Origin of the sequence: Leisingera sp. JC1 (genome assembly GCF_001679925.1) — a bacterium.
Lineage (GTDB): Bacteria > Pseudomonadota > Alphaproteobacteria > Rhodobacterales > Rhodobacteraceae > Leisingera.
In genome coordinates this window covers 1-17,588 of record NZ_LYUZ01000125.1, presented here as the reverse complement: position 1 = coordinate 17,588, position 17,588 = coordinate 1, and the positions used below count along the sequence as shown (strand labels likewise).

The 17,588-nt window shown below is 64.9% G+C and carries 18 protein-coding genes, 1 tRNA gene and 1 pseudogene; 14 read left to right on the top strand and 6 right to left on the bottom strand.

The annotated features are described in order from the left end of the window. Nucleotides 1–67 precede the first annotated feature (67 nt). On the bottom strand, nucleotides 68–874 hold the full coding sequence (gene xth, locus A9D60_RS20300) for an exodeoxyribonuclease III (RefSeq protein ID WP_065269277.1): 807 nt from the start codon (nucleotides 872–874) through the stop codon (nucleotides 68–70). A gap of 362 nt (nucleotides 875–1,236) precedes the next feature. Between xth and A9D60_RS20290 the strand changes: the two genes are divergently transcribed. From A9D60_RS20290 to A9D60_RS20280, 3 genes are all read left to right on the top strand, one after another. Continuing rightward, a complete protein-coding gene (locus A9D60_RS20290) occupies nucleotides 1,237–1,905 on the top strand; it encodes a DUF6749 family protein (RefSeq protein ID WP_065269275.1) in 669 nt (222 codons plus the stop codon). Nucleotides 1,906–2,002: 97 nt separating this feature from the next. Then, nucleotides 2,003–3,064: a DUF6902 family protein gene (locus A9D60_RS20285; protein WP_065269274.1), complete on the top strand. Its 1,062-nt coding sequence runs from the start codon at nucleotides 2,003–2,005 to the stop codon at nucleotides 3,062–3,064. Continuing rightward, entirely contained in the window at nucleotides 3,064–3,981 is a 918-nt protein-coding gene (locus A9D60_RS20280) for a DMT family transporter (protein ID WP_065269273.1), read from the top strand. Before A9D60_RS20285 ends, A9D60_RS20280 begins: the two co-directional genes overlap by 1 nt. A gap of 123 nt (nucleotides 3,982–4,104) precedes the next feature. Here the strand turns inward: A9D60_RS20280 and A9D60_RS20275 are convergent, their stop codons facing one another. Then, nucleotides 4,105–4,428: a HesB/IscA family protein gene (locus tag A9D60_RS20275; RefSeq protein ID WP_039178633.1), complete on the bottom strand. Its 324-nt coding sequence runs from the start codon at nucleotides 4,426–4,428 to the stop codon at nucleotides 4,105–4,107. A gap of 91 nt (nucleotides 4,429–4,519) precedes the next feature. Between A9D60_RS20275 and A9D60_RS20270 the strand changes: the two genes are divergently transcribed. The 10 genes from A9D60_RS20270 (at nucleotide 4,520) to A9D60_RS20225 (ending at nucleotide 13,313) form a co-directional block, all read left to right on the top strand. Continuing rightward, the gene (locus A9D60_RS20270) at nucleotides 4,520–5,671 is read left to right on the top strand and encodes a deoxyguanosinetriphosphate triphosphohydrolase (protein WP_065269272.1); all 1,152 of its coding nucleotides are present in this window, start codon (nucleotides 4,520–4,522) and stop codon (nucleotides 5,669–5,671) included. A 400-nt stretch (nucleotides 5,672–6,071) separates the two neighbouring features. Beyond that, a complete protein-coding gene (locus A9D60_RS20265; RefSeq protein ID WP_065269271.1) occupies nucleotides 6,072–6,464 on the top strand; it encodes a GFA family protein in 393 nt (130 codons plus the stop codon). 146 nt (nucleotides 6,465–6,610) lie between these two features. After that, on the top strand, nucleotides 6,611–6,910 hold the full coding sequence (locus A9D60_RS20260) for a YciI family protein (protein WP_019296548.1): 300 nt from the start codon (nucleotides 6,611–6,613) through the stop codon (nucleotides 6,908–6,910). Beyond that, the gene (locus tag A9D60_RS20255; RefSeq protein ID WP_065269270.1) at nucleotides 6,907–7,245 is read left to right on the top strand and encodes a YciI family protein; all 339 of its coding nucleotides are present in this window, start codon (nucleotides 6,907–6,909) and stop codon (nucleotides 7,243–7,245) included. Before A9D60_RS20260 ends, A9D60_RS20255 begins: the two co-directional genes overlap by 4 nt. A gap of 89 nt (nucleotides 7,246–7,334) precedes the next feature. Then, nucleotides 7,335–9,080 (top strand): arginine--tRNA ligase, encoded by a 1,746-nt coding sequence (argS, locus tag A9D60_RS20250; RefSeq protein WP_065269269.1) that lies wholly within the window; start codon nucleotides 7,335–7,337, stop codon nucleotides 9,078–9,080. Between the two features lie 118 nt (nucleotides 9,081–9,198). Further along, nucleotides 9,199–10,413, top strand: coding sequence for an SPOR domain-containing protein (locus A9D60_RS20245; RefSeq protein ID WP_065269268.1), 1,215 nt, complete (start codon nucleotides 9,199–9,201; stop codon nucleotides 10,411–10,413). 153 nt (nucleotides 10,414–10,566) lie between these two features. After that, nucleotides 10,567–11,571 carry a beta-N-acetylhexosaminidase gene (gene nagZ, locus A9D60_RS20240; RefSeq protein ID WP_065269267.1) on the top strand — a complete coding sequence of 335 codons (1,005 nt, stop codon included), beginning with the start codon at nucleotides 10,567–10,569 and terminating at the stop codon, nucleotides 11,569–11,571. Then, nucleotides 11,564–12,358, top strand: a complete 795-nt coding sequence (locus A9D60_RS20235) for a segregation and condensation protein A (protein WP_065269266.1) — start codon at nucleotides 11,564–11,566, stop codon at nucleotides 12,356–12,358. Before nagZ ends, A9D60_RS20235 begins: the two co-directional genes overlap by 8 nt. Continuing rightward, nucleotides 12,358–13,035: an SMC-Scp complex subunit ScpB gene (gene scpB, locus A9D60_RS20230; RefSeq protein ID WP_175392997.1), complete on the top strand. Its 678-nt coding sequence runs from the start codon at nucleotides 12,358–12,360 to the stop codon at nucleotides 13,033–13,035. Before A9D60_RS20235 ends, scpB begins: the two co-directional genes overlap by 1 nt. An 80-nt stretch (nucleotides 13,036–13,115) precedes the next feature. Continuing rightward, the gene (locus A9D60_RS20225) at nucleotides 13,116–13,313 is read left to right on the top strand and encodes a hypothetical protein (protein ID WP_065269265.1); all 198 of its coding nucleotides are present in this window, start codon (nucleotides 13,116–13,118) and stop codon (nucleotides 13,311–13,313) included. Here A9D60_RS20225 and A9D60_RS20220 read toward each other — a convergent pair. Beyond that, complete coding sequence (locus A9D60_RS20220) at nucleotides 13,306–14,460, bottom strand: MFS transporter (protein WP_065269264.1); 1,155 nt, start codon at nucleotides 14,458–14,460, stop codon at nucleotides 13,306–13,308. The genes A9D60_RS20225 and A9D60_RS20220 overlap by 8 nt on opposite strands. Nucleotides 14,461–14,531: 71 nt before the next feature. On the opposite strand from A9D60_RS20220, the gene A9D60_RS20215 reads away from it, so the two are divergent. Next, the gene (locus tag A9D60_RS20215) at nucleotides 14,532–15,065 is read left to right on the top strand and encodes an Lrp/AsnC family transcriptional regulator (protein ID WP_065269424.1); all 534 of its coding nucleotides are present in this window, start codon (nucleotides 14,532–14,534) and stop codon (nucleotides 15,063–15,065) included. Nucleotides 15,066–15,109: 44 nt separating this feature from the next. Here the strand turns inward: A9D60_RS20215 and A9D60_RS20210 are convergent, their stop codons facing one another. The 3 genes and pseudogenes from A9D60_RS20210 to A9D60_RS26690 all read right to left on the bottom strand — a co-directional run. After that, nucleotides 15,110–16,189: a 2'-deoxycytidine 5'-triphosphate deaminase gene (locus A9D60_RS20210; RefSeq protein WP_065269263.1), complete on the bottom strand. Its 1,080-nt coding sequence runs from the start codon at nucleotides 16,187–16,189 to the stop codon at nucleotides 15,110–15,112. A 125-nt stretch (nucleotides 16,190–16,314) separates the two neighbouring features. Then, a tRNA-Pro gene (locus tag A9D60_RS20205) sits at nucleotides 16,315–16,391 on the bottom strand. A gap of 164 nt (nucleotides 16,392–16,555) precedes the next feature. After that, nucleotides 16,556–17,588 (bottom strand): annotated as a pseudogene (locus tag A9D60_RS26690) (hypothetical protein); the annotation flags it as partial.

Below are 17,588 nucleotides of genomic sequence, written 5' to 3'. Positions count from 1 at the left end.
AGTTTCATTGAAAATGAACCGCTCCCGTTGGGCACAGCGCCGCGCTGACACGCGGCGCGGGCCGCGTTCAGATGTCGAGGTCCACCCAGACCGGCACGTGGTCGGAGGGTTTCTCCCGGCCGCGCACATCCTTGTCGATCTGGCAGTCCCGCAGCAGGTCGGCGGCCTGCGGTGTCAGCAGGAAGTGGTCGATGCGGATGCCGTCGTCGCGGTTCCAGGCGCCGGCCTGGTAGTCCCAGAAGGAGTAATGCCCCGGCCCCTGGTGGCGTGCCCGGAACGCCTCGGTAAAGCCCAGGTTGACGATCCGCTGATACGCTGCACGGCTTTCCGGCCGGTGCAGTGCGTCCTCGGTCCAGGCCTCCGGGCGCTTGGCATCTTCGGCCTGCGGGATGATGTTGTAATCCCCGGCCATCAGCGCGGGCATCTCTGCGGCCATCAGCGCCTCTGCGCGGGCCTTAAGCCGTTCCATCCAAGCGAGTTTGTAAGCATATTTGCCGCCCGCTACCGGGCTGCCGTCCGCCTCCAGCTCCACCGGGTTGCCATTGGGCAGGTACAGGCCGCAGATCCGGATCGCCTGTTTGCCCACCACTGTGGCCTCGATCCAGCGTGCCTGTTCGTCGCTGTCGTCGCCGGGCAGCCCGCGGGTCACGTCCTCCAGCGGCAGCTTGGACAGGATCGCCACCCCGTTGAAGCTTTTCTGGCCGTGGGTTTCGACGTTATAGCCGCGCTCCTCGAAAATCTCGCGCGGGAAGGCCTCATCCACCGACTTGATTTCCTGCAGCAGCACCACGTCCGGCTGCGCCTCATCCAGCCAGTCCGGCAGCGCCTGCGCCCGGGCCTTGATGCCATTGATGTTAAAAGTGGCGATTTTCATGGCTTGCCTCCGGCGCAGAATTCTTTATTCGGGGCCGATCTATCGCTGAATCAGCGTCCCGGGGCAAGCCCGATGCGCGATTCGCGAATCACCTGTGGCGCTGCGACTCACCGGCGTTTTGCATGGGTGAAAAATACCCCTAGGGTTGAGTTTCTTTACTTTGCAATAATATGCGTGTGAATAACGCGGTGAATATCCTGTGGACGAATTGAAATAATTGAAATTGCGCAAAAAATAGCGGCTTGAAGTTAAAGTAATTGAAACTACAAAATACAATGTGAAATTGCATTTTTTGTTTGCGCTGCGCGGCGCCCGTGCCAGCGTCAAGGAGCCTTTTGTCCTTAACGAATGGGGTTCCAAACATGACTGCTCAGCGTAAAATCCAGACCATCCGCGCCACACGCCCGGCCGCAGGCGCCAGCCTGTTTGAAGGTGATGCAACAGAGTTGTTCTCCTCCGGCTCCGCACCTGTATGCACTGCGGATCTGTCAGCAGGCGAAGGCGTTTCGCTGTTCTCTTCGGGCTCCATGCCGCAGACGGCGGAGAGCTGGGCGGGCGGGGAAACCGGGCTGTTCTCCAGCGGTTCGGCGCCGTCGGCATGCAGCGAAACCGCCGCTGGCGACCTGGTGGAAATGTTCTCCTCCGGCTCTGCGCCTGCGACCCGTGCCGACACGTCTGCGGGCGACCTGGTGCAGATGTTTTCATCCGGCTCTGCGCCCAGTGATCAATCAGAGGTTGCCAGCGGTGATCTGACGGAGATGTTTTCGTCCGGCTCCGCGCCGGCAGCGGAAAGCGAAACGGCCTCCGGTGATCTGACCGAAATGTTCTCGTCAGGCTCTGCCCCCGCAGCACGTGCCGGTACCGAAGCGGGAGAGGGCGTGGAGATGTTCTCCTCGGGCTCGGCTCCGGCCGCCACGGCTGAGCGCGGCGCAGGCGAGGGAACGCATCTGTTCTCCTCCGGCTCCGCACCGGCGGCAGAGGCCCGCACCAGCGATGGCGATGCAACCCGGCTGTTCTCCTCCGGCAGCTGATCAGGACGGGGCCGGTCTCCCTCCCGGCCCCTGACCATTGGCGGTCCCTAATAGGGGGCCGCCCTTGCCGCGCCGCACACACCCGCAGGAGGTTTCCATGGCCCAGATCATCCCGTTCTTCTCACCTGCCGCCCGCCAGTCCCGGGCGGCTGCGCAGGCCGCGCTGATCGGCAGCTTTGCCACGCAGCGGCGCACCCAGGAAGACGTGTTCTGGCTCAAGGAAAACGCCGAGCTTTTGAACATTCTGGAATGCACCGGGGCCGATGTTGCCGCTGAGGCCCTGGCGCCCTTGCAGGGGTTTTACGACGGTGCGGCGCGGCACATCAGTTTCTTCCGCCAGTATTACCGCTTCATCCTGTCGATCTGCCTGGATCTGGAGGATCTGGGCCTGCCCGGCGGGACCGGCGCGCAGCTGGCCGCCTGGATTCAGGCAGAGGGGCTGGCGCAGGCAGAGCTGTCCGACCTGCAGCGCGCCGAGGCCCGCCGCCTGCTGGCGCGCCGCGGAGAGGTCCTGGCGGACGACGGGCTGGACGACCGGCTGCGCGCGTTCATCTCGCGGCCTGAAACCTTCGCCATACCGAACAAGAAAGCCGCTTACGAGCTGACCCACATTGTCTTTTACCTGTCGGAATACGGCCGCCGCGACCCGCAATTGCCCCAGGCAGCACTGACCAGCCTGGAGTTTGCCGGTCTGGTGGCCTTCCTCGACCAGAACGCCGATCTGCTGGCCGAGATCTGCATCGCGTTGCGCTACGCCGGGCAGCAGCCGCCTGCTGCCTGGGAGAGCTGGGTTGACAGGCAGGTTTCCGCTTTTACTCTATCAGAACGAGAATTTTCTGGACTTCATGATTCTTATCACGAGTATTTTGTTGCTAACTGGCTCATGATCCTGTCCGGGCGCCCGGCGTTCCGGCAGGCCGTACCCTCAGGGGGCGTGCATGTGTCAGCGGTGCGGGGAGGAAGTATCTTGAGAAGCCTTTCAGAAGCCGTTTTTGAAGCTGGAACCGGCCGGCCGGGCTGGGGCGCGGTCAAGGCGCGGATCGAGGCCATGCTGAATGAGGAAGAGCATGGGCTGCTGAGCGCCGCGGAGCGCAGCTGCGCCGGGTTCGCGAGTTTCTTCGAAGGATTTGCCCGGGCGGGCAGCGCAGGGGCCGCGTGATGGCGTGTTCCCGCAACCAGGCCCTGGGCGGGGCCATGCTGGTAGTGGCCTACACCGGGCTGATCGCTTCTGCTGACGGGATCACGAAGCTTTTGGCGGGCCAGTATGCGGCGGCGCAGCTTTATGCGCTGTCCGGTGCCATGGTCGCGGGCTTCTGCCTGCTGGCTGACAGGATGCCAAGGCAGCGCGGTGGCTTCCGCACCCGCTGCCCGCGGGCGATGGCGCTGCGCTCGGTGGCGACGCTGATTGCCGCGGTCTGTTTCTTCTATGCCTTCCGGCTGCTGCCCTTTGCAGAGGTCTTTGTCTTCATCGGCCTGATGCCGCTTCTGGCGGGGGCGATGTCCGGGCTGGTGCTGAAAGAGCCGGTGCGCCCGGCGGCCTGGATTGCGCTGCTGGCGGGCTTTGCCGGGGTGCTGTTCCTGCTGCCCCACAACGATGGCGGGGCGCATTCCGGCTGGGGGCATCTGATTGCCTTCGGCGCAGTGGTGTCCGGCACGTTTTCCATGACCATGGCACGGTTTATCGGCCGTTATGAAAGCAATGCGCTGGCACAGGTGCTGTACCCGAACCTCACACTGTGCGGTGCGATGCTGGTGGTGTTGCCCTTTGTCTGGGTGCCGATGCCGCTGGCGGATGTTGCTTGGGCGGCGGCCTATGCGTTCCTGCTGTTCGGGGCGCGCTGGCTCCTGGTGGTGGCGCTGCGTCTGCTGGCCTCCTACGCGGTGACGCCGCTGATGAACCTGCAGTTCATCTGGATGGCAGTGATCGGCGCGGTGTTTTTTGGGGAGTTCCCACCTGCCTCCACTTACTTGGGCGGTGCGATCGTGATCCTGTCCGGCCTCTATCTGGTCTGGGACCAATTCGGCCCGCCAATGCCGCGGCTGCGTACATCGGGACAGCTGCAGACTGATCCGTAACATCTGACGGCAAAGCCGCCGTGCCCCGCAAGGGGCGCCGAATTTATGCGATAATTCCGGCCCGGAGAGCACATGTTTTCCGAGTCGTTTCCCGCGCCGGGAAACGTGCCTGAAAGGTAAGGATTACATCGAAAACGAGGTTCCGCAGCCGCAGCTGGAGGTAGCGTTTGGGTTCTCGATGGTGAACCGCGCACCGATCAGTTCCTCGGTGAAATCAATCACCGCGTTTTCCAGGAAGGGCAGGGAGACGCTGTCGACCACGACTTTTTCGCCTTGGCCTTCAAGCACCAGATCGTCCTCCTTGGCCTCATCCAGCGCGATCTCGTACTGGAAGCCGGAGCAGCCGCCGCCTTCCACCGCGACCCGCAGTGCCTGGCCCTGGTCCGCGGCGCCGATCTCGGCCAGCCGGGCAAAGGCGCGGTCGGTGACTTTGGGGGGCAGGTTCATCAGCTTTCTCCACGGGCGTAGGTTGCAGCGCAAAGCTTTATATAGAAAGGTGCAATTCAGGCGGCAAGATTTGTAAGGGAAAAGATTTCATATGCATGCGCCTTATGCCACGATGCCGGACCGCAGCCGCGGGCGGCAGGTGCCGGAGGAGGAAAGCTCCTTCCGCTCGCCCTACCAGCGTGACCGCGACCGGATCATCCACGCCAGCGCCTTCCGGCGGCTCAAGCACAAGACGCAAGTTTTTGTGGAGCATGAGGGCGACAACTACCGCACCCGGCTGACGCATTCGATCGAGGTCGGGCAGGTGGGCCGCACCATCGCCGGAGCATTGGGGCTGAATCAGGAACTGACCGAGGCAGTGGCGCTGGCGCATGACCTGGGCCACACGCCGTTCGGCCACACCGGCGAGGATGCGCTGCATGCGCTGATGGCGCCCTATGGCGGCTTTGACCACAATGCCCAGGCGATCCGTATCGTGACCTGCCTGGAGCGCCACTATGCCGAGTTTGACGGGCTGAACCTGACCTGGGAAACCCTTGAAGCCATTGCAAAACACAATGGCCCGGTAGTGGGCGAACTGCCCTGGGCGCTGGCGGAATGCAATGCCGCCATCGACCTGGAACTGCACACCCACGCCAGCGCCGAAGCGCAGGTGGCGGCGTTGTCGGATGACATCGCCTATAACAACCACGATCTGCATGATGCGCTGCGGGCCGGGCTGTTCAGCGACGATGATCTGGCGCGGCTGCCGCTGTTGGATCAGGCCTATGGCGAGGTGGACCGGCTGTATCCCGGGCTGGACCCGAACCGCCGCCGGCACGAGGCGCTGCGGCGGTTCTTCGGGGTGATGGTGGGCGATGTGATTTCCACAGCTCGTGGCCTGCTGGCGGAGACCGGCGTGCAAAGCGTTGAGGAGGTGCGGGCACTGGATCACCCTGTGGTGCAGTTCTCGCCGCAGATCTGGGAGGGGCTGAAGGAGATCCGCGCCTTCCTGTTCACCCGTATGTACCGGGCGCCCTCGGTGATGGAGAAGCGTGCTAAGGTGGCCAAGGTGGTGGAGGCGCTGTTTCCCTATTTCCTGGACAACCCGCAGGACATGCCGGAACGCTGGCACGCCGAGATCGCGGCGGCACAGGACCGCACCGCGCTGGCGCGGATCGTGTCGGATTATATTGCCGGCATGACCGACCGCTTTGCCCTGCAGCTGCATGAGCGGCTGATCGGGGTGAAGGTCGAGGTGTAAGGGCTTCCGGCTGCTGCCGTTTTGCTGTTCTTCTGTCTGCGTCTGTCCTGTCTGCATGCCTTTCAATGGGGCGGTGTTAAGATGGCGGCGCCGCCAACGGGGGCGGAGGGTAGGGCCGGAACGCCAGCGCGCCCCGGGTCCGGTCAAAAGCTTCAACCATTTAACGCCCCTGCACCTTTTGTGGAGGTGGTCTTGGGGGTCCTGGTCTCCTGTTCGCACGGGGTGCCAGACCCGCGCCATGTGCTGCAGCGGAAGTGATAATCGCAGATCCAGGTTAAGGGCGGGCAAGCGGGGCGTGCGCTGCGGCGGGCCTTTGCGCAACGCCTTTCGGCGGCTTGTTCGGCAATAGATGTTCTTGTAATGTTCTTGATAAATTCAAGTGAACAGAAGGATTGCCGGAATGATTGAGGGAAGCTGCTGCTGCGGCGCGGTGAAGTTTGAACTGCTGGCGCAGCCCGCGCTGATGGGCACCTGCCATTGCTCCCGCTGCCGCAAGGCCGGGGCCAGCACCATTGTCTTTGTCAAAAAGGACGATCTGCGCTGGATTGCAGGCAAGGAGGAGGTGGCGCTGTATCAGCCTGCGCCGCCCTACAAATACGGCCGCTGCTTCTGCCGGATCTGCGGCAGTTCGCTCGGGGAAATCCTGTCGGAGGAGGAGAGCTTCCCGATCGCCGCAAATGCGCTGGACGGTGCGCTGGAGGTGGCAAACAGCTTTCATGAGTTCGTGGGCGAGAAGCCTGGCTGGTATGAAATCTGCGACGGGGCAAAGCAATCGCAGGGGCATCCGGCCTAGGCATTGCAGCGCAGGGCGGGGCGGACTGCCCGCCTTGCGTGCGATGCGGTTTCCCGAATTGGCCGTAAGCCGTGTTATGATCTGGCCCTATGATGCCGCGGGGCATCGGCGGTATCCGCGAGGGGAGGCATAACGAGGGAAAAGCCATGGCACGCTGGACCGTCACATTCACGGACAAGCCCGAAATGGACCGGGTGCGCAGCGACAAGAAGCGGCGCGAGGCGCATATCGCTTTTGTGCGTGCGCGGCCAGAGCTGCAGATCGGCGGCGCGCTGGCGATGCGGCCGATGCAGGATTTCCCCGGCGCGATCTGGAATGTCGAGGCCGAAACCCGCCAGGATGTGGAGCGGCTGATCCTGCAGGACCCGTACTACGTGGCCTCTCTGCGCACTTATAAGATAACCGAATGGGGCACCGCCTCCGCCATCCAGGGGATGTTTTCATGACCGCCGCCCGTGAAGCCCGTAAATCCGCGCCCGCACTGACCCGCTGGGCGGTGCTGTTCCGCGATGCGCCTGCGATGATGGATATCCGCGCGGACAAGGCCCGGCGCGACGCCCATGTGGCCTATGTCGAGGATCACCCGGAGCTGCGCATCGGCGGCGGGCTGAAGCCGGACACGGATGGCGATTTCTGCGGCGCCCTGTGGATTGTCGAGGCCGAGGACCGGATCGAGGTGGAGCACCTGATCCATGGCGATCCGTTTTACGTGCCCGCCTTCCGCTCCTACGAGATCTTCACCTGGGGTAAGATCCTGGAAGACCGTACCGCGGTTCTTTGAACAGCGCGAACGGGTGAAGAGTCCACAGAAGTGTTGACCCTCTGGCTAGGCATGATAAGCCGCAAAGCCGAACCATTGGGACGCCAGACATGAACCTCTTTACCGATATCCGCACGCTTGTGATTGACAGCCTGACCGCCATGACCGGCGAAGGCGCGCTGCCCGAGGGGCTCGACTTTGCCAATGTGGCGGTGGAGCCGCCGCGCGATGCCGCTCATGGCGACATGGCGACCAATGCGGCGATGGTGCTGGCCAAGCCCGCGAAAATGAAGCCGCGCGATATTGCCGAGGCGCTGGCGGCCAAACTGGCCGCGGATGAGCGGATCACTTCGGCTGAGGTTGCAGGCCCCGGCTTCCTCAACCTGCGGCTGGCGCCGGGCGTCTGGCAGGGTGTTCTGAAATCGGTCCTGGACGCGGGCACGGATTTCGGCCGCTCGGACATGGGCGCGGACAAGCGCGTGAATGTGGAATATGTCTCCGCCAACCCGACCGGCCCGCTGCATGTGGGCCATACCCGCGGTGCGGTGTTCGGCGATGCGCTGGCGGCGCTGCTGGCCTATGCCGGATACGACGTCACCCGCGAGTATTACATCAACGACGGCGGCGGCCAGGTCGATGTGCTGGCACGCTCTGTCTACCTGCGCTACCTGGAGGCGCACGGGCAGGAAGTGGCTTTTGCCGACGGCACCTATCCGGGCGACTACCTGGTCCCCGTCGGCCAGGCGCTGAAGGACAAGGTGGGCGATGCCTATGTCGGCAAGGGCGAGGACGTCTGGCTGGCCGAGGTGCGCGAGTTCTCCACCGATGCGATGATGGAGCTGATCCGCGAGGATCTGGCCCAGCTCGGCATCAAAATGGACAAGTTCTATTCCGAAAAATCGCTCTATGGCACCGGCAAGATCGAGGCGGCACTGGCCAGCCTGGAATCCAAGGGACTGATCTATCAGGGCGTGCTGGAGCCGCCGAAGGGCAAGAAGCCCGACGACTGGGAGCCGCGCGAGCAGACCCTGTTCAAATCCACCGACCACGGCGACGATGTTGACCGGGCGGTGAAGAAATCCGATGGCTCCTGGACCTATTTCGCGCCGGACATCGCCTATCACTTCGACAAGGTGGAGCGCGGCTTTGACGAGCTGATCGACATTTTCGGCGCCGACCATGGCGGTTACGTCAAGCGGATGAAGGCCGCGGTTTCGGCGCTGTCCGACGGCAAGGTGCCGCTGGATATCAAGCTGTGCCAGCTGGTCAAGCTGTTCAAGGACGGCCAGGAATTCAAGATGTCCAAGCGGGCAGGGACCTTTGTCACCCTGCGCGATGTGGTCGATGCGGTGGGCGCGGACGTCACCCGCTTCATGCTGCTGACGCGCAAGAACGATCAGGGCTTCGACTTCGACCTCGACAAGGCGCTGGAGCAGTCCAAGGACAACCCGGTGTTTTACGTGCAATACGCCAACGCGCGGATCTGCTCGACCCTGCGCAAGGCAGAGGAGCAGGGCATTGCTGCGGATGACGCCACCCTGAACGCCGCTGACCTGACCCTGATCGCTGATCCGGCGCAGCTGGCAGTGGCCAAGAAGCTGGCCGAATGGCCGCGTCAGGTGGAAATCGCTGCCCGCACCCATGAGCCGCACCGGGTGGCCTTCTACCTTTATGACCTCGCGTCCGAGCTGCACGGGTTGTACCATCTGGGCAAGTCGAACGAAGGTTTACGCTTTGTTAACGAAAGCAGCCAATTGGCAACACATGCAAATTTGGCGCTGGCCCGGGCCGTTTCCGTTGTTATTTCCGCTGGTCTTGGTATTCTTGGCGTGAAACCGGCAGAAGAGATGCGATAACCAAAGGGGCGCACGCCCCTGCGGACATAAATTGCGCATTCCGCCGGAACGAGGCAGTTCAAGAGATCTGGGAGCGCGGTGCCAAAAGGCGCCGCCATTCCGGGCAGTGAGGCGGACAATGGCGTATTTTGCGCAGGCGGGCCACGGCCACGCCTATTCTCAGGGCAGTGACCAGCAGCAGGACACTGCAACTGGCGGTTCTTACGGGCAGCAGTACTCCGATCAGCATTATGCGGGCCAGCCTTATGGCGGCCAGCAGTATACAGGGCCCGGCGCTGAGCCGGCCTATGGCTATGAGGATCCGGCCTATGGTTATCAGCCGGAGGGGCAGGGCTATGGCGCTGATGACTACGCAGCCTACGCCGCGGCGCCAGCTGGCTTGCGGGCGCGGTTCTCCAAATCCTTGAGCATCCTGGGTGCGGTGGCCTCCATCGCGCTGGTCGCGGGCGTTGGGTTCTGGGGGTACAAGCTGGTGATGCGCGACGTCAGCGGCGTGCCGGTAGTGCGTGCGGCTGAAGGTCCGATGCGCGAACAGCCTGCAAATCCGGGCGGCAGCCAGGCGGACCATCAGGGTCTTGCGGTGAACGCCGTGGCGGCCAGCGGCAGCGCCGAGGCGCCCGCAGACCGGCTGACCCTGGCCCCCGCTGCCATTCAGCTGACAGAAGATGACAAGCCGCTGCCGGAACTGGCAGCCGAAGCTGCGCCGGCCGCGGAATTGCCCGCGGTCCCGGCAGAGCCTGAGCTGCCTTCTGCCCCTGGTGCCTCAGCCAGTGTCAGCGATGAGGCGGTGGCCTCCTTCCAGAACGGCGACATTGATGCGCTTGTGGCGGAGCTTGCACGCGAAGCCGAGGATGTTTCCGCTGCGGTTCCCGCCTCGGCAGCAGCCCCGGCGATTGTGCAGCCGGAACCCTTGCAGCCAACGCTGGCCGCTGCCACCGTGTCTCCGGCGCTGCTGAATGCGCCCGGCGTCAAGGTCTCGCTGCGGCCCTCGGCCCGTCCGGCACGGTTCAGCCCCGCTCCGGCCGCAGCCGCACCGGCAGCGCGAGCCGGAACCGTGGATGTGGATCCGGCAACCCTGACCGCCGGCACCCGTCTGGCGCAGCTGGGCGCCTATGAAAGCCCGGAAGTCGCGCGCGCGGAATGGGACCGTATCAGCGCCCGTTTCCCGGAGTATCTGGACAGCAAACAGCGGGTGATTCAGCGCGCCGAAAGCGGCGGCCGCACCTTCTACCGGCTGCGGGCGATGGGGTTCGACGGTCTGTCGGACGCGCGCCGGTTCTGTTCGGCGCTGGTGGCCGGCAATGCGGATTGCATTCCGGTAACCACCCGGTAACAGTACAGAGGCAGACTTATGTTCCGCCCGGCTGCGAGGCCGGGCAGCGCCCGTCCCGCCCCCCACGGGGCGGGCGCTTTGCACCCTCCCCGCCGGGCCGGGCGCAGCCCTTTTTGTCACTGACTGGGGGAGCGCGAACACCAGGGGGCACTCATGACCTACGGAGCCACGATCCTTGATGCCGAAGGCCTGCGGCTGACAGCGGATGAAAAGGCGTTCTTCCGTGATGCCGATCCGTTTGGCTTCATCCTGTTTGCCCGCAACCTGGAAGATGTCGAACAGATCCAGGCCCTTTGCGGGGATTTCCGCGAGGCGGTTGGCCGCAACTGCCCGATCACCATCGACCAGGAAGGCGGCCGGGTGCAGCGGCTGCGCAAGCCGCTGGCGCGCAACTGGCGCCCGCCGCTGGAGCATGTGCAACTGGCCGGCGAGGATGCCGTCCGTGCCATGTACCTGCGCTACCGGCTGATCGCGCATGAGCTGCACGGGCTGGGCATCGACAGCAACTGCGCCCCGATCGCGGATATCGCTTTTGCCGAAACCCATGAATTCCTGCGCAACCGCTGCTATGGCACCAGTGCCGCAACGGTGGCGCGGATCGCCCGCGCGGTGGCCACCGCGCATCTGGACGGCGGCGTGCTGCCGGTGCTGAAACACATCCCCGGCCACGGCCGCGCCACCGCAGACAGCCATCTGGACCTGCCGCATGTGGCCAGCCACCCGGAGACGCTGGAGGACAGCGATTTTGCCGCCTTTGCGGCGCTTAATGATCTGCCGCTGGGGATGACCGCGCATCTGGTCTACGGCGCTTATGACGATCGCCCGGCCACAACGTCGCCGGTGATGATGCGGCTGATCCGGGAACGCATCGGCTTTGACGGGCTGATCATGACCGACGATATCTCGATGAAGGCGCTGCAGGGATCGCTTGCGGACAACGCCCGCGCCTCGATTGAGGCGGGCTGCGATGTGGTCCTGCTGTGCAATGCCTCGCTGGAGGAACGGATGGCGGTGGCTGAGGCTGCCGGCACCATGAGCGAAGCGGCGCAGTCCCGCGCAGAGCGCGCGCTGGAGGCCCGCCGCGCGCCTGTTGCCCTTGACATTATGAGCGCTGAAAGAGAACTTGCCGCCCTCATGGGCGGGCAGGTGTATGGCTGAGCAGACACTTTTTTCAGAAGCGGACACGAGCGTAGAGGAACGGCTGGCGGCCGAGGCCCTGATCGTGGATGTGGACGGGTTCGAAGGGCCGCTCGACCTGCTGCTGACGCTGTCGCGCACGCAGAAGGTGGACCTGCGCCGGATCTCCGTGCTGGAGCTGGCGAAACAGTACCTGGCCTTTGTCGAGAAGGCCAAGGAGCTGCGCATTGAGCTGGCCGCCGATTACCTGGTGATGGCGGCCTGGCTGGCGTTCCTGAAATCCCGCCTGCTGCTGCCCCCCGATCCTGAGGAAGAGGGGCCGTCGGGTGAAGAGCTGGCCGCCCACCTGGCATTCCAGCTGGAGCGCTTGCAGGCGATGCGCGATGCCGCTGCGCGGCTGATGGGCCGCGACCGGCTGGGCCGCGACTTCTTTGCCCGTGGCGAGGAAGAGAGCGTCGCACGGATCAAGACCGTCACCTATACCGCCAACCTCCTGGATCTGATGCAGGCCTATGCCCGCATCCGCACCAAGGAGGATTTCCGCCCCTTCGTGATGGACCGGGATTCGGTCTTCACCATGGAGGAGGCGCTGGACCGGATGCGCCACCTGCTGGGCTTTACCGGCGACTGGACCGACCTGATCAGCTATCTGCCGGATGGCTGGCACAGCGATCCCGTGAAGCGGCGCTCGGCCACCGCAGCGACCTTTGCCGCCTCGCTGCAGCTGGTCAAGGAAGGCAAGGCAGAGCTGCGCCAGAGCGAAACATTTGCGCCGATTCAGCTGCGCAGCCTCGACGAGGATACCTGATGGAAGATCAGATCATGGATGCGGCCGGCAGCTCTGGCCGGACCGAGAACGACACCCTGTTTGACGCACCGCCCATGGCCGAGCAGGAGCGGATGGTGGAGGCGGTGCTGTTTGCCAGCGCCGAGCCCGTTACCCTGCGCGATCTCGAAGGCCGCATGCCGCCTGGCTGCAACCCGCGCGAGGCGCTGGAGCATTTGCGCAAGCGCTATGAGGGGCGCGGCGTGCGGGTGGTGCGGCTGGGCGATGCCTGGGCGATCCGCACCGCGCCGGACCTTGGCTTCCTGATGCAGAAGGAAACCACCGAGCTGCGCAAGCTGAGCCGTGCCGCGATCGAAACCCTGGCAATTGTCGCCTACCACCAGCCGGTGACCCGGGCGGAGATCGAGGAAATCCGCGGCGTGTCGGTGTCGCGCGGCACCATCGACCAGCTGATGGAAATGGATTGGATCCGCCTCGGCCGCCGCCGGATGACACCGGGCCGGCCGGTGACCTTTGTGGTGACGCCGGACTTTTTGGACCACTTCGGGCTGGAAAGCGCCCGCGACCTGCCGGGGCTCAAGGAACTGCGCGCCGCGGGCCTGCTGGAGAACCGCCCGCCGCCGGGCAGCCTGCCGCTGGGCCAGGGCGGCGACGAGGACGACGAGACAGAAGAACAGGCGGAACTGTTCGAGGAGTGACACCCCCGCGGCTCAGAGCGCCCGGAAATTGCCGCATTACTATTCTATGATGGCTGGCAGGCAGACTGGGGATTTATGCCATGAGTGCGAACTGGATCATCCGCATGGTGCTGCGCCGCCTGATCGGGCGCGCGGTTAATGCCGGGCTGCGCCGCGCCGCGCAACACGGCGCGAAGCGACTGGGCAAGAGCAAGGGGCCGACACCGGGATTCGGGCCCGGCCCCAGCCCGCAGCGCAAATTGCGCAATGCAAGGTCGCGCATCCCCAAGGTCAGGTAGCGGAACCGGCAGGCAGCGCGCCGGGCTTGCGCCGGAGGCCAAGCGCCTCAGCCGCGCCGCTGAGCGCCAGCAGAGCGGACAGCATCAGGCAGCCGGCCAAACCCCAGCCTGCGAACAGCAGCCCACCCGCAAAGGGCGCTGCAAAGACACAGAGATAAGTGACGGTGCTGTAAAGCCCCATGATCGCACCGCGCTGCGCAGGCTCCAGCGCGGTAAGCCGCGCCACCAGCAAATTGAGCGCAAGATGCTGGAACACGCCCCAGATCAGAGCGGCACCCAGCAGCAGCATATACTCCTGCGAAACTGCCATCATCAGAAGGTAGCTGGCTGTGACCGCCAGCAGCACAGGTGCGGTGGCACGGGCAAGCCCCAGCCGGTCCAACAGTGGATCCAGCAGCACCGCAAGGCCGAAGCCGATGCCGTAAAACAGCGGCAGCAGGCCCGCCTGGGTGGTGCTCAGGCCCAATCCTTGCGTGATATGGGCGCCAGTGAAGAAATAGCTGCTGTAGAACCCCATCATCAGCAGCGCGGTTGCCAGGAGGCCGCGCGCGATTCCCGGCACCCGCAGTGCCGTCAGCGGCGAGGTCGCCTGGCCGCTGGGGCTGCCCGCGGCCCGCAGCGAAGCGGAGGCGGCCCACAGCAGCAGCGCCACCCCTGCTAGAGTGCCATAGACCGCGCGCCAGCCTGCCAGATCAGTGGCCCAGGCGCTGACGCTGACACCCAGCACCATCGACACCGTCCATCCCGCCAGCACGTAGCCCAGCACTTGCGCCTCGCGCCCCTTGGGGGCAATCACCATCGCCAGCGTGTAGATCGAGGGCAGGGCGGCCCCGGCCGCCAGCCCGCACACCGCCTGTGCCACCATCAGTGTCCAGACATCCGGTGCTGCGGCGCTGGCGCCCAGCCCGGCCCCAAGCAGCAGGAGGGCAGCACGCATCAGCCGCCCGGCACCGATCCGGTCCCCGAGCGGCGCCAGCAGCAAGGCTGCGGCGGCGACCCCAAGCCCATAGGCGCTGGCGGCCCGCATCACCTCTGCCGTGGTGGCATTCAGGGTCTGGCTGACCGCCGTCACCACCGGCGACAGCAGCAGGGAGTTGGCGCCAATCACGCCAATGGCGCTCATCAGGATCAGAATCGGGGTTCGCATGGGTTTACCTTGAAGAATGTTCGGGTATCTTTGCTATGTTCTGAATGAGGTTCTGTGAAGGGCGCGCAGAAATGGTGAGAGAAAAAACAGATGAGGTTCGGAGAAGCGGCGGAACACCCCGTGCGCTGGACGCATTAGACCGAAAAATATTAGGCGCGCTGAGCGTTGATGCGACGCTCTCCTACGCCGCCATCGGGCAGGAAGTGGGCCTCTCGGCGCCCGCGGTGCATGAGCGGGTGAAACGGCTCAGGGCGTCCGGCGCGATCCGGGCGACGGTGGCGCAGCTGGACGGGCCCGCGGTGGGCAAGCCGATGCTGGCCTTCATCCATGTGGACACGGTGGGCTGGGGCAAGACGGCGGAGCTTTTGTCGCTGGAGGCCTGGCCGGAGGTGGAGGAGATTCACACTGCCACCGGCGACACCTGCCTGATCCTCAAAGTGAGGGTGGCGTCTCCGCATGCGCTGGAGGGGCTGCTGGCCCGCATCTATGACGTTGAAGGCGTGCGCGGCACCCGCACCTATATGACGCTCTCCACCCATCTGGAGCGCACGGTGCAGGCCGGCGTCAGCGCGGAATTGGAGGAGGAGCTGTATATCAAACGTTGAGATCGCGGACGGACGCGGCCCGGCGGTGCCGCCGGGCGAAAGGGTCAAGCAGGCGTTTTGAAGTGTTTCGACAGCTTCAGCCCCTGGCCCTGGTAGTTGGAGGCAATGCCCGCACCATAAAGCTGCTCCGGCACCTCGGCCATCTTCTCATAGACCAGGCGCCCGACGACCTGGCCGTGCTCCAGCACAAAAGGCGCCTCGTGGCAGCGCACCTCCAGCACTCCGCGCGAGCCGGTGCCGCCAGCGGCGTCGTGGCCGAAGCCGGGATCGAAGAAACCCGCGTAATGCACCCGGAACTCGCCCACCATCGCCAGATAGGGCGCCATCTCAGCGGCATAGGCAGGTGGGATATGCACCGCCTCGCGGCTGACCAGAATGTAGAACGCGCCGGGGTCCAGGATGATGCGGCCGTCCTTGGTGCGCACCTCTTCCCAGTATTCCTGCGGATCGTATTCGCCGATCCGGTCCAGGTCGATCACGCCAGTATGCGGCTTGGCCCGGTAGCCGACCAGATCGGTGCCGGGCAATTTCAGATCGACGGAAAAGCCCAGCCCGTCCTCGATCACCGCTTCGCCGTCCACCAGTGGAGAGCCGGCGTGCAGCATTTTCAGTTCGGCGTCCGACAGAACCGCCTGGCCGGTGCGGAAACGGATCTGGTTGAGGCGCATGCCGGGACGCACCAGAACCGAGAAGGAGCGGGGGCAGATCTCCGCATAAAGCGGCCCGGTGTAGCCGGGCTTGATGCGGTCGAACTCCTCACCGCCGTCGGTGATGGTGCGGGTCAGAAGGTCCAGCCGCCCGGTGGAGCTTTTGGCGTTGGCGACGGCAGAGACATCCTGCGGCAGCGCCAGCCCCTCCATCAGCGGCACCACATAGACGCAGCCTTTTTCCAGAACCGCGCCATGGCTCAGGTCGATCCGGTGCATCTCGAATTCGGTCAGCCGGTCGGACACGCTCCGGCCTTGGCCCGCCAGGAACGAGGCCCGCACCCGGTAGGCCACGCTGCCGAGGCGCAAATCAAGGCTCGCGGGCTGCACCTGGCCCTCCACCAGCGGCGTGCTGACGGTGATATCCCCGCGCTCCAGCATCATTTCAATGGTTTGGCTGGGCAATACGCCTGTCATGTCCTGTCCCCCTCCGCGCCGGCTTTGCGGCGATGCTGGCTCAATTGGCCCCGTTGCGCAATCGCCAAAGCCTTGCGCCGGATACGAAAACGCCCGGGTGCGCAAACACCCGGGCGTTTTTCATTTGGTCGGGCTAGCAGGACTCGAACCTGCGACCTTCCGTCCCCCAGACGGACGCGCTACCAGGCTGCGCCATAGCCCGTTGCAAAGCCTTCTAACCGTTTTCGCAGCAGGGGCAAGAGGGGGCGGCAAGATTTTTTGCAGCCCCGCAAAGAAATTCAGCAGGCAGAGGCAGTTGCCGGGGCAGGCCCGGGCTGCAGCCGTTTCCCCGGGGCGGAATTCACGCAGAACTCCGGCTTGCCGGTTTCAGGACCTGTTCTGAACAAGCGTGCGCAGCTCTTCGGTGCAGGCGGCTATCGCCGCCAGCGACTGCGGCGGCAGGCTGCGGGTTTCTGCCAGCAGCGCCAGAATGCCGGGCTGAATTGGCACCGGGGTGGCCGGCGCCTCTTCGCCGAGCGCTTCTGCCGGCTCTTCGGCGGCATCCTCCAGTGCAGGTTCCGGTGCCGGTTCTGCTGGCTCTTGCGGCACTTCCCCGGGCACAATGTCCGGCTGGGCGGACGGCTCCTCCAGGTCAGCCGTTTGCACGTCCGGTTCTTCCTCAAGTTCCGGGTCCGGCTGGGCTGCCTCCCCGGCGCTGTCACCACCGCCGCCGTTGAAACCGGCAGCAAACTCCAGTGCGTCCACCTGGCGGGCGGCTTCGTCCAAGTCGTGCGGCGGGAAGGCTGCAGCTGGGTCGGAGAGGGGGGATTCTTCCGGTTCGGGCACCGGCTCTTCCGCAGCAAAGGTGAAATCCAGCGGCTCTTCCGGCTGCATCCCTGCGGCGGCGACCAGCGTGTCTTCCGCCGGGGCCGGTTCTGCCGGCGCCTCCGCCTCAGCAGGCCCTTCTGCAAGCGGCGTCTGCTCCTCTGCCTCAGGACCTGCGGCAGAGGTAAGGTTCTCTTCCTCAAAATCCATGGCTTCGGCAGCGGGTTCCGGCGCAGGTTCGGGTTGCGGAGTATAGTCCTGAATACCCTCTTCCGGGGGCCGCCCGGCGGCCAGAGGCGTTTCCGCAGCGGTGCGATCCGGTTCCGGCTCCTCAGGATCTTTCAGCTCTGTGGCGCGACCGTCGTCCGGCTCTGACAGGTCTTCCTGACCGGTCAGCGGTGCGATTTCTTCCAGCGGCGCGGACGGTGCCTCAGGGGCTGGCTCTGAAGCCGCTTCCGGGGCGGTTTCCTGAATGTCTTCCTGCAACAGATGCCCGGCCACAAGCGGCAGCTCGGCGGCGGCCGGGGCTGGCTCCTCTGCAGGGGCATCTTCGGAGACCGGCTCCGGTTCCGGCAAGTGCGCCTGGCCTGTCAGC